Source organism: Pseudomonas sp. CC120222-01a, assembly GCF_003097235.1.
Classification (GTDB): Bacteria; Pseudomonadota; Gammaproteobacteria; order Pseudomonadales; family Pseudomonadaceae; genus Aquipseudomonas.
The window spans coordinates 50267-63249 of the sequence record NZ_QEQQ01000012.1; the positions used below are offsets into that span (position 1 = coordinate 50267).

Here is a 12983-nt window from a genome sequence, read left to right on the forward strand (position 1 = left end):
GGTTTCCTTTTCAGATCCGGGCCTCAAGCCAGCAGCGTGATCGCCACGTGTCCGGCGACGCCGGCGCACACGCTGTAGATCAGGCTCCTGGACCAATAAGCGACGATGATCACTGGAATCGCAGCCAGCAGGTCGGCATTCAGGCCGATCAGCGAGCCATCCTTGGCCACCAGCAGGGCGGGTACGGTGATGCTGGCGATGATTGCCACCGGCAGGTATTCAATGACGTCATTGAACAGCTTGGGGGACTTCTCCATCTTCAGCAGAAACGGGGTCGCGCGGGTCAGGTAAGTGATGGCAGCCATCAGCATCACCGCTGCGATCAGGTAGTTCTTTTCAGGCATAGCCCTGCTCCACAGCCAACGGCGGTTGCGATGAATACGTTCAAGGGCGAGGGCGCAAACATGTTCAGCAGGCAGGTGGTCACGATCACCACCAGGGCGATGACGGCTTTGGTGAAGGTGCTGCACAGCGATATCAGCACGAAGATCATCATGGCCGTCAGGGCATAGTCCAGCTTGAACTGGGAAAACCGGTTCAATGCATCCGATGCCACCGCGCCAAACACCGCGCCAGCGATCCAGCTGGCATGGCAATAGGTATTGAACTGCAGCAAATAACCCGGTGAGGTCGGCTTGCCGTTTTCCAGGCGTTGGCTATGAAAAGCAAACGACTCATCGGTCAGGCCGAATGCGTACAGCAACTTCTGCGGCTTGCTGATCGGCAGTTGTGCGCTGCGTTTGGACATGTACATCGCCATCAGCATATGCCGCGAATTGATCAGCAAGGTCGACAACGCGATGGTGATCAGCGGTGCGCTGCTGGTCATCAGTGCCAGTGCGGCGAACTGCGCCGCACCGGCGTAGACGAACAGGCACATGGCGGCCGGCAGCCACAAGGGCAGGCCGGCGTTGATGCACATGACACCAAACACGAAACTGACCACGAAGTAGCCGGTAACGATCGGCAGGGCGTCGACCAGGCTTTCCTTGCGCGAGGTGGTTAGCAGTACCGACGAGGTCACAGGTCGACCTCGCAGGTGATTTCACCACGGGTTTGCAGGAAGCCTTGCTTCTGCCAGAAGCTCAGTGCGTTGGTGTTGTCATTCTCGACGAACAGAAACACCCGACGAATACCGTGCTGGCGGAAGTCGCTGAGTATCGAGTTGGCCAATGAGGTGCCGATCCGGCTCTGCCGATAGTCCGGCGCCACCGCCATGTGATTGATGGTGCCCCGTGTGCCCATCAAGCCCCCTGCGACCGCACCGACGATGGTGCCGGTGTGGTTCTCGGCCATGTAGCAATAGGTATGCTCCGAGCCGAGCAAGCCTTTGAGCAGCCCTTCGTCCTGCCAGTCGCAGAACGAGGTCTCCTCGAAGCGACGGAAGAAGTCGACGATCTTGCGGGCATGGAAAGGCGTGGCTTTCTTGATGCTCAGGCCATTGATGTGTTCACTGGGAAACAACTTCGGCACCGGGCCGATGTAACTAGTCGATAATGTCATGCTCGCTGCCCGGTCGAGAGAAGGAAATTGCAATGATCTGCCGATAGCCCATTTCCGAAGGGCTCGGGTTGATCGCCGGAGTGACATAGTGTTGCAGTTCGCGGTCGAGGAAGTAAGTAGTATCGAGAATGTTCAGGTAGGTGCCGGAGTCGATCACATTCGACTGTTTGTCGTAGATGTTGCTGGTAGCACCCTCGACGTTGTGACGGCCCCAGAAGTGCACGCCGCTGAACGGATAACCGTCGCAGTGAATACCTTCAGGGGTGATTTCGATCTGCGCCCCCGGTTTGATCTCGATACGGATCTGGTGCACTTGGCACTGCCAGGTGACCGTGTGCAGTTCTTCAGGCAATACCGCCTTGTACACGTCGAAATCCAGGCGAATCAACGCGCGCAGAATCGGTGAGTTGAACACATCGGCACTGATGTCATCGAAATGCCGTGCCATGCCACCGACATAGTTGTTGTGCGCTTCGGATTGTTCGTAGGCGCGGTGATTGAGTTGGCAAAGTTCGCCGGTGACCGGGTTGAAGTCGAAGTCGCTGTAACGGCGATAGCGGGTGCCTTTTTCGGCCTGGCCGTAATAACGGTCGACGCCCATGGTTTCCCAACTTTTGGAAAACTCGACAAACTCATTGAAGCCCCCGTTCAACGCATAATCGCTGCCCAGGACGTTAACGGTCTTGTTTTGTCGCAGGGCAGTATCGATGTTTCTATTCAGTGTCAGCATGGCAAATCTCTTTTTATGTAAAAGCTGCCAAAAATCTAACAGTTGAATCGTTCGCCGAAACTTCACTTTTTTTTGACGTGCCTCAACCATTGCTTGCTACCCAGACGGCGTGCACCGTTATCGGGCAGACAGTGCCGGCGGTTGTGCGATATCCTCATGCCTTTCGTTGACGGCCTGCGTCAACGGAACGGGGAGGGAGAGTGAATGGACATCAAGGTGCTTAAAAACATCGTGACCGTAGCCCGCACGGGCTCGATCACCGATGCGGCCGAACAGGTACACGTCACGGTCCAGGCCTTGGCTGCTCAGTTGAAAAAGCTCGAAGATCATTGCGGTTTCAAGTTGTTCGACCGGACCAACAAAGGGGTATCGCTGACCCAGGAGGGCATGGGCATCCTGCCGCATGTCCTGGAAATCGTGCGTTCATCCGAGCGCATGCAGCTGAAGATCAATCAGCTGCGCCAGAGCCGCAACCAGCGCCTGCCGTTGCGGGTTGCCTTGAACAGCACGCTGTCGATGGAAATCAACCAGCAGATCATGGGCGCCGTGGTCAGCAAGTTGTCTGGCTACAGTCCGATCTTCAGTTGTTCGGAGTCGCCCGACAACCTGGTCAAGCTGGCCAAGGACGAAGCGGACATGGTGGTGGTGCTGGGCGACAGCATGGGCGAGAACTACCATTCGGTACCGCTGAAGGGCTTGCGCATCGAAGTCGTTGCCTCGTCAACCAGCAATGACCGCTCAGCGCCTTGCGCGGTGATCAAGCCTCTGCCGGAATGCCCGTATCATTCGATCTTTAACCGCTTTGCCGAGCGCCGGCCAGGCATGCTGGACGGGGCAACCGTGTTCCATTCCGGCAGCGAGATCGTCAGCGTGTCGATGATCAAGAGTTTTGGCGGCGTGGGCGTGCTGTCGCGGGCGGTTGCCGAAGCCAACGACCTGTTCATCTGGCCGGGTTTCTCCGACTTTCTCGATGTTTACCTGGTCATGAAAGAACCGTGGATCATCGAAGAGGAGTTCCCGCTGTTCTGTGCGGTCCCCACACCCATCCGCAGCCTGGACGCCATCAGCGCCTGACCTTGCAGCGCCGGGCGCATAAGCCACGGGAAGTCTCCCGTGGCTGTTGTCTTCAATGGGCAAACCATTGATCGGAATTCCGCCGACGGCCGAATAAAAACATATTTTGATGCTTAAATTAATCTTGTCAGTCGATCCCCTCCAGGAGGGTGCCGTCATGAACATCAAGATTGCCGCCTTGTTGCTGCTCGCCCTGTGCGCCCAGCCGGCATGGAGCCAAAGCTACTCCTCCGCAACCCCCGCCGCCAAACCCGCCGAATCCGCTGCGATGACCACGCGCATGGCCCTGCGCGACCTGTGGGTCGAGCATATTTTCTGGGTTCGCAACTATGCCGTCGCCAACCAGACGGGCAACGCCAAGCAGGCCACAGTCGCGGCCAATGAAGTGGTCAGTGATGCCACCAGGATCGCCAACAGCATCGCCCCGCTGTACGGCCAACCCGCCGCTGACCAGTTGTTCAAGCTGCTCGCCGGCCACTGGGGCGCGATCAAGCACTACAGCGATGCCACCGTGGCCAAGGACAAGAAAGGGCAGCAAGCCGCCGTCAATGACCTGGGCAGCAATGCCAAGGCCATCTCCGCCTTCCTGGCCAAGGCCAACCCGAACCTGCCGGAGCAGACCCTGCTGACCTTGCTCAGCGCCCACGGTGGCCATCACGTGGCGCAGATCGACCAGCTGGCGGCCGGTGACTACGCGGGCGAGGCGCGCACCTGGGCGATGATGCGCGAGCATATCCTGACCTTGTCCGACGCCCTCACGGCGGCGCTGGTCAAGCAGTTCCCGGACAAGTTCTGATGCTCGAAGGCCTTGGCCGTACCCAGCAGGACCTGCTCCACGCGTTGCTGCATCAGCCGGCCGGCATGAGCATCGACGAGCTGGCGCAGGCCCTGGCCGTTACCCGCACGGCGGTGCGCCAGCACCTGGCCGCGCTGGAGCGTGACGGCCTGGTCAAGCGCGGCGCCACCCGGCCCACCGGACGTCGTCCGGAGCAACTGCACCAGCTGACCGAACATGGCCGCGAACTGTTCCCTCGGCAGTATCCGCTGCTGGCCAACCTGCTGATTGGTGAAGTGGCGGGCTTGATGGGGCAGGAGGCATTGCTGGCGCTGATGCGCCAACTGGGGCACAAGCTGGCGACGGACATGGAAGCTGAGGTGGTGGATGAGGGGCGGATTGTCGAGCACATGAATGCGGCGGGGTATGAGGCCGAGGTGTTCTTCCGTTCTTCAGGCGAACCGCAGATCGTCGCGCACAACTGCGTTTTCCATCATCTGGCCAAGGCGCATCCGGTGGTGTGTGAGCTGGACCTGGCCTTGATTGGCACACTTGGCGGCGCCGAGGTCAGCCATGAGGAATGCATGCTCAGGGGAGGGCAGGTGTGCCGCTTTGCACTGCGCAAGGATCAGCATTGAGGTTGCCTGTACCGGCCCATTCGCGGGCACGCCCGCTCCCACAGGCTTGACGCTACTCCTGTGGGAGCGGGCTTGCCCGCGAAGAGGCCGGCACAGGAAAAATCAGTTCTGCCGCAGAATACAATCCAGCAACCCAGGAAACCGCTCGCCCAGCATCTCGCTGCGCAGCGAATTCATGTGGGTGGTCCCGACATTGCGGGTATGCACCAACCCCGCATCACGCAACACGCGAAAATGGTGCGACATGCTCGACTTCGGCCGCCCGCCATCGAGCTCGCCACAGCTGGCCTCGGCCACGCCGGCCAGGTGGCGGACGATGCCCAGGCGCACCGGGTCGCTCAGTGCGTAGAGCACGCGCTCGAGAATCAGGTCTTCAGGGTTGGGGTGTTGGTAGGCTCGCATGGCCGACATGATAACGGGGGTTTCATCAATTGCCATAGTTCGATTATGATCGAACAATCGTATCCAGATGATCCGGAGCTGCCCATGTCTGCCCTGTTCCAACCTTACACCCTCAAAGATGTCACTTTGCGCAACCGCATCGCCATCCCACCGATGTGCCAGTACATGGCCGAGGACGGCATGATCAACGACTGGCACCATGTGCACCTGGCCGGTCTGGCCCGGGGCGGTGCCGGCCTGCTGGTGGTCGAGGCCACCGCGGTGGCGCCGGAAGGGCGCATCACCCCCGGTTGCGCCGGGATCTGGAGCGACGCCCATGCCCAGGCCTTCGTGCCGGTGGTGCAGGCGATCAAGGCCGCAGGCTCGGTGCCGGGCATCCAGATTGCCCACGCCGGGCGCAAGGCCAGCGCCAACCGCCCGTGGGAAGGGGATGACCACATCGCCGGCGACGATGCCCGTGGTTGGGAAACCATTGCGCCGTCGGCCATCGCCTTTGGCGCGCACCTGCCGAAAGTACCGCGCGAGATGACCTTGGACGACATCGCCCGGGTCAAGCAGGATTTCGTCGACGCCGCGCGCCGTGCGCGTGATGCAGGTTTCGAGTGGATCGAGCTGCACTTCGCCCATGGCTACCTGGGGCAGAGCTTCTTCTCCGAGCACTCCAACCAGCGCACCGATGCCTACGGTGGCAGCTTCGACAACCGCAGCCGCTTCTTGCTGGAAACCCTGGCCGCCGTGCGTGAGGTCTGGCCGGAGAACCTGCCACTGACCGCGCGCTTTGGTGTGCTGGAATATGACGGCCGCGATGAGCAGACCCTGGAAGAGTCGATCGAACTGGCGCGTCGGTTCAAGGCGGGCGGGCTGGATCTGCTGAGCGTCAGCGTGGGTTTCACCATCCCGGAAACCAGCATTCCTTGGGGCCCGGCATTCATGGGGCCGATTGCCGAGCGTGTACGTCGTGAGGCGGGCTTGCCGGTGACTTCGGCATGGGGGTTCGGCACGCCGCAGCTGGCCGAGAAGGCATTGCAGGCCAACCAGCTGGACTTGGTATCGGTGGGGCGTGCGCACCTGGCCGATCCGCACTGGGCGTACTTCGCGGCGAAGGAATTGGGGGTGGACAAGGCCTCCTGGACGTTGCCGGCACCTTATGCCCACTGGCTTGAGCGCTATCGCTGAGTCGAGAAGGGGCCGCTATGCGGCCCCAACCTCAAAACCGATCCAAGCGATATGCCGATGTCTTCGCCCCGGCCGACTGCTCGGCCAACCGCCCCACCCATTCCGCCGTCACCGCTGCCTGGGTCAAGCCCAGATGCTGGTGCCCGAACGCCAGCAGCACCCGCCCATCACACACCCGGTCGATCACCGGCAACGAGTCCGGCAACGACGGCCTGAAGCCCATCCATGGCGTCGCGCCTTCAACGCTCAGGTCCTGCCGGAACAAGCCCTTGCTCAACCGGTGCAACTGCCACGCCCGCTGCATGCTGGGCGGCGCATCGAGGCCGGCGAACTCCACCGTGCCGGCCAGGCGTAGCCCGTCAGCCATGGGCGTCATGATGAACTTGCGCTCCAGCGAGGTGACCGCGAACGGCAGGCGCTGTTGTTCCTGCGGCAGCATCAGGTGATAGCCGCGCTCGGTGTCCAGCGGTACGCGCTTGCCGGTCAGTGCTGCCGTCAGCTGTGCAGAATGCGCGCCGCAACTGAGCAGCACCTGGCGCGCCTTGAACGTCCCCTGGTCACTGGCCAGGCTGACCCCGTCGCCGTGCAGTTGCCCACCTGAAACCCGCGCCTGGACGAAACGCACACCGCTGGCCCTGGCCGCCTCGAACAGCGCGCAGACCACCCGGTACGGATCGATGAAGTGCCCGGTACGCGGGAAGAACAAACCACCCAACAGCGTAGGGTTTAGCTGCGGTGCCGCGTTGCGCACGTGCTCGGCCGACCAGAAATCCACCGCCACATCCTGTTGCTGCATGCGCGCCTGCAAGGCTTGCAATGCGTGACGCGACTCGGGCCGCTCGAACACCAGCAACGAGCCATCTTCCTTGAACAGCTCGCTGCGCCCGATCGAGCCCAGCAGGCGCTGCCAGGCGCCCAGGCTGCCTTCGTTCAGCGCCCGGATACCGGCCACGCTGCGCTGGAATGGCGCCGGGCGCAGGTTGAGCAGCAGCCGGGTGAACCACGGCATGGCCTTGGGCAGGTACTTCCAGTCCAGGCGCAGCGGGCCCATCGGGTCGAGCAGCATGCGCGGCAGGCGCTTGAGGATCGACAGGTCGGCGATCGGAAACACCTGCTCGGTGGCCAGGTGCCCGGCGTTGCCGTAGGAGGCACCGTGGCCGGGCGCCTGGTGATCGAGCAGCAGCACCCGACGGCCCTGGCGGGCCAGTTGCAGGGCGCAGGCCACGCCGACGATGCCGGCGCCGACCACGGCGATATCGGTTTCAGGGGTGTCGACCATGCTCAACCTTCCCGTTTACCGTCGAGCAAGCGCCGCAGTTGCAGCGGGTTGCCGTGCTGGAGCGCCTGCGGCAACAGGGCATCGGGGAAGTCCTGGTAGCACACCGGGCGCAGGAAGCGCAGGATCGCCGCCGTGCCGACCGAAGTGGTGCGGGCATCGGAGGTGGCCGGGAACGGCCCGCCGTGGACCATCGCATCGCACACCTCGACACCGGTCGGCCAGCCGTTGACCAGGATGCGCCCGGCCTTGCGTTCCAGGGTCGGCAGCAGGGCGCGGGCGCTGTCGATATCGGCATCGTCCAGTTGCAGCGTGGCGGTCAGCTGGCCCTCAAGGTGCTCGGCCACCTGGCGGACCTGCTCGTCGCTGCTGCAGGCCACCACCAGCGAAGCAGCGCCAAACACTTCGGCCTGCAACGCTGGGTCGCTGAGAAACGCTTCGGCCTGGGTCACGAACAGCTGTGCCTGGCATTGGTTCGGCCCTTGCTGCGCCTGGCCGCTGGCGGCAACCGTAGCGTTGGCGTTGTGGGCCAGGGCGTCGACGCCAGCGGCATAGGCGCTGGCAATGCCCGGAGTGAGCATGGTCTGCGCGGCGGCCTGGCGCACGTGCTCGCTGGCCGCCTCGATGAAGCGCTGCAGCGCCGGCCCCTGGCGGGCGATCACCAGGCCTGGGTTGGTGCAGAACTGCCCGGCGCCCTGGGTCAGCGAGGCGACGAAGCCTTGCGCCAGTTTTGCGCCACGGGCCCGCAAGGCGGTGTCGAACAGGAACACCGGGTTGATCGAACTCATCTCGGCGTACACCGGAATTGGCTCTGGGCGTGCCTGGGCCGCCTGGCACAGGGCAATACCGCCGCTGCGCGAGCCGGTGAAACCGACCGCCTTGATGCGTGGATCGCTGACCAAGGCGATGCCGACTTCGCGGCCGGCACCATACAGCAACGAGAACACGCCTTCAGGCAGGCTGCAGTGCTTGACCGCGCGGGCCACGGCCTGGCCGACCAGTTCGCTGGTGCCGGGGTGCGCGGCGTGGGCCTTGACCACCACCGGGCAGCCAGCAGCCAGTGCCGAGGCGGTGTCGCCTCCGGCTACCGAGAAGGCCAGGGGGAAGTTGCTGGCGCCGAACACTGCCACCGGGCCCAGGGCCACCTGGCGCTGGCGCAGGTCGGCGCGTGGCAGCGGTTGGCGCTCGGGCAGGGCGTTGTCGACCCGCACATCGAGCCATTCGCCGCTGCGCACCACCCGTGCAAAGGTGCGCAGTTGCGTGCAGGTGCGGCCACGCTCGCCCTGGATGCGCGCCTTGGGCAGGCCGCTTTCGGCGACGGCGCGGTCGATCAGTGCATCGCCCAGCGCTTCGATTTCGCTGGCGATGGTTTCGAGGAAATGGGCGCGCTGTTCCAGCGAGGTTTCGCGGTAGGCGTCGAACGCCGCCCAGGCCAGTGCGCAGGCCTGGGCCACGTGTTCGCCGGTGCCGCCGGCGTAGGCGGGTTCGAGGGCCTGGTTGGTGGCCGGGTCGATGGCGCGGATCGCGTCGCGGCTGCCGGGTACGGCGCGCTGGCCGATCAGCAGGTTGCCTGTCAGGGTCATGGAGCCTCCTTCGGAATCAGTTTCTGGATCGGGGGGCGCTTTGCGCCCCTTTCGCGACGCAAGGCCGCTCCCACAAAGGACCTGTGTACGCCGGTCAATGTGGGAGCGGCCTTGTGTCGCGAAAGGGCTGCGAAGCAGCCCCGGGGATCAGGCCAGGTTCTGCTCGGCCGACCAGCTTGCGTACCACTTGCGGAACAGCGCGTACTGCTGCTCGGCATAGTTGCGCTGGGCATCGGTGAGTACGTCGGTTTCGTTGAAGTGCAGGCTGTATTCGGTGTCGCCGTTGAGCACCATCAGGTGCTTGTAGTACAGCACCAGGTCGCAGCCTTCATCGAACGACGACAGCACCGCCAACGCCGCCTCCAGTTCACGTGCCAGGCGGCGGGCCTTGGCGTCACCTTTGGCGGCCTGCTTGCTGAGGCTCACCAGCTGCAGCACTTCACGCGGCAGGGCGTTGCCGATACCAGTGATGGCACCGGTGGCGGCGCAGTTGACGAAGCCATGCACCACCTGGGTATCGACACCGACCATCAGGGTCACGTCGTCATCCTTCGAGGTGATGTGCTCGGCGGCGTAGCGCAGGTCGGCACCGCCGCCGAACTCCTTGAAGCCGATCAGGTTGGGGAACTCGCGGCGCAGTTCGAAGAACAGGTCGGCGCGGGTGGCGAAGCCGTAGTAGGGGCTGTTGTAGATCACCGCCGGCAGCTTCGGTGCGGCGGCGAGAATGGCCGAGAAGTGGTGCTTCTGGGCGATCAGCGAAGCACCGCGGCTGAGCACGCGGGGGATGACCATCAGGCCGGCGGCACCGACCTTGGCCGCGTGGGCCGCATGGGACACGGCCTCGCGGGTGTTCACCGCACCGGTGCCGACGATGGTCGGGATGCCGGCGGCCACCAGGCGGGCCACGCCTTCCTGGCGTTCGGCTTCGGTCAGCAGCGGCCAGTCGCCCATCGAACCGCAGTAGACCACGGCGCTCATGCCGGCTTCGATCAGCTCGCGGCCCTTGCGCACCAGGGCGTCGAAGTCAGGCTTGCGCGCGGCGGTGCACGGGGTCATCAGGGCAGGCATGGTGCCGGTGAAGATGTTGTCAGTCATTGTTGTCACTCCTGGCGATATTCAGTGGTTTAAAAAGCCGGGTTCAGATGCCCCAGGCGAATGGATCCTGTTCGTCGATCAGCAGGGTGCTGTCGGCGGTCATGTAGGCGCGGCCGGTGATGAACGGGCGAATGTGCTCGCCGTCGCGCTCGTAGCGGCCGTGGAACTGGCTGCCGGTGATGCTGGCCTGGACCCAGGTCTGGCCTGCTTCGAGCTTGCCGTCGGCGGCCAGGCAGGCCAGCTTGGCGCTGGTGCCGGTGCCGCAGGGCGAGCGGTCGTAGGCTTTGCCCGGGCACATGACGAAGTTGCGGCTGTCGGCATGGGCGTCGTCGGCAAACAGCTCGACATGGTCGATTGGCGCACCGTGCTCGCCGGTGATGCCCTGGGCTTCGAGGGCTTTGAGCATGGCCCAGGTGTACTCGGTGAGGGCTTCGCGGTTGTCCAGTTCGATGCGCTGGCCGTGGTCGGAGACCAGGAAGAACCAGTTGCCGCCCCAGGCGATGTCGCCGCGCACCACGCCATGGCCAGGCACTTCTACCGCCACCTGCTGGCGGTAGCGGTAGGACGGCACGTTGCCGACGGTGATGGCGCCGTCTTCATGCAGGGTGGCGCTGACCTGGCCGACCGGGGTGTCGATCTTGTGCACGCCGGGCTCGATCAGGCCCAGGTGCTGCAGCGAGGCCACCAAGCCGATGGTGCCGTGGCCGCACATGTTCAGGTAGCCGGCGTTGTTGAAGAAGATCACCCCGCAAGTGGCGTCGGCCGACACCGGTGGGCAATACAGTGCGCCGACCAGCACATCGTTGCCGCGTGGCTCCAGCAGGCAGGCGCGGCGCCATTGATCGTGCAGCTCGCGCAGTTCGTCGCGCTGCTCGGCCATGCTGCGCCCCTGTAGTTGCGGGAAGCCTTTCATCACCAGGCGGGTCGGTTCGCCGCCGGTATGCGAGTCGATGACGTGAATCTGTTTCATGGGCTTGTCCATTGCTAAGAGGATCAGGAGGCGACGGCAGGGCGGCCGCTGTAGGTTTCAGCCGAGGCTTCGCTTTCGTCCTCGCCTTCCAGGCGCACCAGGTGAGCCGGCACGCCGGTAGCCGCGCCCCAGTAGTAGATGCCCAGGGCGCAGACGGCCACGGCCAGGGTGTCGAACGGGTGGTCGAGCACGCCGAGGCCGCCGAAGCTGCCCAGCCAGGACAGCAGGATGGTCACGGCGTAGAAGCCGATCAGCCAGGCCGACGAGCGCACTTGCTGGGCCAGCGACAGGTGCTGGGTGGGGACGAAGCGGCCGCACAGCAGGTACAGCACGAACATCACGATCTGCAGGGCCAGCAGCCAGGACACGGTGCTCCAGCCGGACCAGTAGACGATCAGTGCGGCGATGATGAACGACAGCGGGCCGAGCACGCTCATGCCCTTGACCCGGAATGGGCGCGGCATGTCAGGAGCATTGCGACGCAAAGCGGCGACGGTGACCGGGGCCACGGCGTAGCTCAGGACCAGCGCGGCGGACACCACGTTGATCAGCGCCTCCCAGGAGGGGAACGGCAGGGTCCAGAACACCGACAGGCCGAAGGTCAGCCACAGTGCCGGGCGCGGGATGCCGGACTCGGCGTCGATGCGGGTGAAGTACTTGAAGAAGGTGCCGGTCTGCGCCCAGCCGTAGACCACGCGCGGGGTGGCGTTCATGTAGATGTTGCCGCAGCCGCTGGGCGAGATCACCGCATCGGCCACCACCAGGTAGGCCAGCCAGCCGACACCCAGGGCCAGGGCGATGTCACGGTAGGGCAGGGCCAGTTCCTTGGTCACCGCGGCCCAGCCGTTGGTGAGCATTTCGGTCGGCACGCTGCCGAGGAAGGCCAGTTGCAGCAGGGCATAGATCGCGGTGGACAACAGCACCGAGAGGATCAGCGCGATCGGGATGGTGCGCTGCGGGTTCTTCACCTCGCTGGCCACCGAGATGATCGGCGTCAGCCCCAGGTAGGCGAAGATGATGCCACCGGCCGACACCGCCATTTCCACGCCAGACAAGCCGAACGGGGCGAAGCCCTGGACCTCGAAGTTCTCTGGTTTGAAGAAGGTGAACAGCACGCCGATCACCAGCAGCGGCACGATGAACTTGAACACGCTGACCAGGTTGTTGGCCTTGGCGAAGGTCTTCACGCTGCGGTAGTTGAGGAAGAAGAACAGCCCCAGCAAGGCGAACTGCACCAGCCAGCCGAGCACCGTCGGGTCGCTGGAGCCGACCTTGGTCAGACCGGGGAACCACGCCGCGGCGTACTGGCGCGAGGCGACCACTTCGATGGCGATCAGGCTGGAGAAGGCGATCAGGGTGATGAAACCCATCAGGTAGCCGAGCAGCGGGCCGTGGGAGTACACCGGGTAGCGCACCACGCCACCGGCACGCGGCAGGGCGGCACCGAGTTCGCAGTAGACGATGCCCAGCAACAGCACGGCGAAACCGCCGAGGAACCAGGAGAGGATGCCGGCCGGGCCGGCGATGGCCGAGACGTGGCTGGCGGCGAACAGCCAGCCGGAGCCGAAGATGGCGCCGAGGCCGATGAAGGTGAGGTCGAGCAATGACAGCTGTTTCTTGAATTTGCCTGACATGGGTGCGCCTTTTTGTAGGTTTTGGATAGGCAGGTCTGATGTCACGTGGTGCGGCTTTTTACGGCCGCGCTCTTGTAGGTATTGGGCGGCTTGCGTGGGGCATAGAGTGGACCTGAACGGGGCGGGG

14 protein-coding genes are annotated in these 12983 nt (G+C 64.0%); 4 read left to right on the top strand and 10 right to left on the bottom strand.

Annotated features, from left to right (window positions below):
- Window positions 1-23: 23 nt before the first annotated feature.
- Genes N430_RS16490 through N430_RS16505 form a run of 4 tightly spaced genes read right to left on the bottom strand, consistent with a single transcriptional unit; the run spans window position 24 to window position 2233 of the window.
- Window positions 24-344, bottom strand: a complete 321-nt coding sequence (locus N430_RS16490; RefSeq protein WP_110637151.1) for an AzlD domain-containing protein — start codon at window positions 342-344, stop codon at window positions 24-26.
- Entirely contained in the window at window positions 323-1024 is a 702-nt protein-coding gene (locus N430_RS16495) for an AzlC family ABC transporter permease (RefSeq protein WP_256592142.1), read from the bottom strand. Before N430_RS16495 ends, N430_RS16490 begins: the two co-directional genes overlap by 22 nt.
- The gene (locus tag N430_RS16500; RefSeq protein WP_103446304.1) at window positions 1021-1503 is read right to left on the bottom strand and encodes a GNAT family N-acetyltransferase; all 483 of its coding nucleotides are present in this window, start codon (window positions 1501-1503) and stop codon (window positions 1021-1023) included. The genes N430_RS16495 and N430_RS16500 overlap by 4 nt, the downstream gene beginning before the upstream one ends.
- Window positions 1487-2233 carry a 2OG-Fe dioxygenase family protein gene (locus N430_RS16505; RefSeq protein WP_110637149.1) on the bottom strand — a complete coding sequence of 249 codons (747 nt, stop codon included), beginning with the start codon at window positions 2231-2233 and terminating at the stop codon, window positions 1487-1489. The genes N430_RS16500 and N430_RS16505 overlap by 17 nt, the downstream gene beginning before the upstream one ends.
- Window positions 2234-2437: 204 nt before the next feature.
- On the opposite strand from N430_RS16505, the gene N430_RS16510 reads away from it, so the two are divergent.
- The 3 genes from N430_RS16510 to N430_RS16520 all read left to right on the top strand — a co-directional run bounded on the left by N430_RS16510 (window position 2438) and on the right by N430_RS16520 (window position 4720).
- Entirely contained in the window at window positions 2438-3307 is an 870-nt protein-coding gene (locus N430_RS16510) for a LysR family transcriptional regulator (RefSeq protein ID WP_110637147.1), read from the top strand.
- A 157-nt stretch (window positions 3308-3464) separates the two neighbouring features.
- Window positions 3465-4103, top strand: coding sequence for a hypothetical protein (locus N430_RS16515; protein WP_110637146.1), 639 nt, complete (start codon window positions 3465-3467; stop codon window positions 4101-4103).
- Complete coding sequence (locus tag N430_RS16520; protein ID WP_110637144.1) at window positions 4103-4720, top strand: metalloregulator ArsR/SmtB family transcription factor; 618 nt, start codon at window positions 4103-4105, stop codon at window positions 4718-4720. Before N430_RS16515 ends, N430_RS16520 begins: the two co-directional genes overlap by 1 nt.
- 102 nt (window positions 4721-4822) lie before the next feature.
- On the opposite strand, the gene N430_RS16525 is transcribed toward N430_RS16520, so the two are convergent.
- A complete protein-coding gene (locus N430_RS16525) occupies window positions 4823-5158 on the bottom strand; it encodes a helix-turn-helix transcriptional regulator (protein WP_110637142.1) in 336 nt (111 codons plus the stop codon).
- 48 nt (window positions 5159-5206) lie between these two features.
- Between N430_RS16525 and xenA the strand changes: the two genes are divergently transcribed.
- Complete coding sequence (xenA, locus tag N430_RS16530) at window positions 5207-6298, top strand: xenobiotic reductase XenA (protein ID WP_110637140.1); 1092 nt, start codon at window positions 5207-5209, stop codon at window positions 6296-6298.
- Window positions 6299-6329: 31 nt separating this feature from the next.
- Here the strand turns inward: xenA and N430_RS16535 are convergent, their stop codons facing one another.
- From N430_RS16535 to N430_RS16555, 5 genes are all read right to left on the bottom strand, one after another.
- Window positions 6330-7577, bottom strand: a complete 1248-nt coding sequence (locus N430_RS16535; protein ID WP_110637138.1) for an FAD-binding oxidoreductase — start codon at window positions 7575-7577, stop codon at window positions 6330-6332.
- 2 nt (window positions 7578-7579) lie between these two features.
- Window positions 7580-9157: an aldehyde dehydrogenase (NADP(+)) gene (locus tag N430_RS16540; RefSeq protein ID WP_110637136.1), complete on the bottom strand. Its 1578-nt coding sequence runs from the start codon at window positions 9155-9157 to the stop codon at window positions 7580-7582.
- A gap of 147 nt (window positions 9158-9304) precedes the next feature.
- Complete coding sequence (locus N430_RS16545) at window positions 9305-10252, bottom strand: dihydrodipicolinate synthase family protein (protein WP_110637134.1); 948 nt, start codon at window positions 10250-10252, stop codon at window positions 9305-9307.
- Window positions 10253-10295: 43 nt separating this feature from the next.
- Window positions 10296-11222: a 4-hydroxyproline epimerase gene (locus tag N430_RS16550; RefSeq protein WP_110637132.1), complete on the bottom strand. Its 927-nt coding sequence runs from the start codon at window positions 11220-11222 to the stop codon at window positions 10296-10298.
- Window positions 11223-11245: 23 nt separating this feature from the next.
- Entirely contained in the window at window positions 11246-12856 is a 1611-nt protein-coding gene (locus N430_RS16555) for an APC family permease (protein ID WP_110637130.1), read from the bottom strand.
- Between the last annotated feature and the right edge of the window lie 127 nt (window positions 12857-12983).

Excerpts from the sequence above, each read along its gene's own strand:
- N430_RS16490 (WP_110637151.1), bottom strand. The coding sequence starts at position 344 with ATGCCTGAAAAGAACTACCTGATCGCAGCGGTGATGCTGATGGCTGCC.
- N430_RS16500 (WP_103446304.1), bottom strand. The coding sequence starts at position 1,503 with ATGACATTATCGACTAGTTACATCGGCCCGGTGCCGAAGTTGTTTCCC.
- N430_RS16505 (WP_110637149.1), bottom strand. The coding sequence starts at position 2,233 with ATGCTGACACTGAATAGAAACATCGATACTGCCCTGCGACAAAACAAG.
- N430_RS16510 (WP_110637147.1), top strand. The coding sequence starts at position 2,438 with ATGGACATCAAGGTGCTTAAAAACATCGTGACCGTAGCCCGCACGGGC.
- N430_RS16515 (WP_110637146.1), top strand. The coding sequence starts at position 3,465 with ATGAACATCAAGATTGCCGCCTTGTTGCTGCTCGCCCTGTGCGCCCAG.
- N430_RS16520 (WP_110637144.1), top strand. The coding sequence starts at position 4,103 with ATGCTCGAAGGCCTTGGCCGTACCCAGCAGGACCTGCTCCACGCGTTG.
- N430_RS16525 (WP_110637142.1), bottom strand. The coding sequence starts at position 5,158 with ATGGCAATTGATGAAACCCCCGTTATCATGTCGGCCATGCGAGCCTAC.
- xenA (WP_110637140.1), top strand. The coding sequence starts at position 5,207 with ATGTCTGCCCTGTTCCAACCTTACACCCTCAAAGATGTCACTTTGCGC.
- N430_RS16535 (WP_110637138.1), bottom strand. The coding sequence starts at position 7,577 with ATGGTCGACACCCCTGAAACCGATATCGCCGTGGTCGGCGCCGGCATC.
- N430_RS16540 (WP_110637136.1), bottom strand. The coding sequence starts at position 9,157 with ATGACCCTGACAGGCAACCTGCTGATCGGCCAGCGCGCCGTACCCGGC.
- N430_RS16545 (WP_110637134.1), bottom strand. The coding sequence starts at position 10,252 with ATGACTGACAACATCTTCACCGGCACCATGCCTGCCCTGATGACCCCG.
- N430_RS16550 (WP_110637132.1), bottom strand. The coding sequence starts at position 11,222 with ATGAAACAGATTCACGTCATCGACTCGCATACCGGCGGCGAACCGACC.
- N430_RS16555 (WP_110637130.1), bottom strand. The coding sequence starts at position 12,856 with ATGTCAGGCAAATTCAAGAAACAGCTGTCATTGCTCGACCTCACCTTC.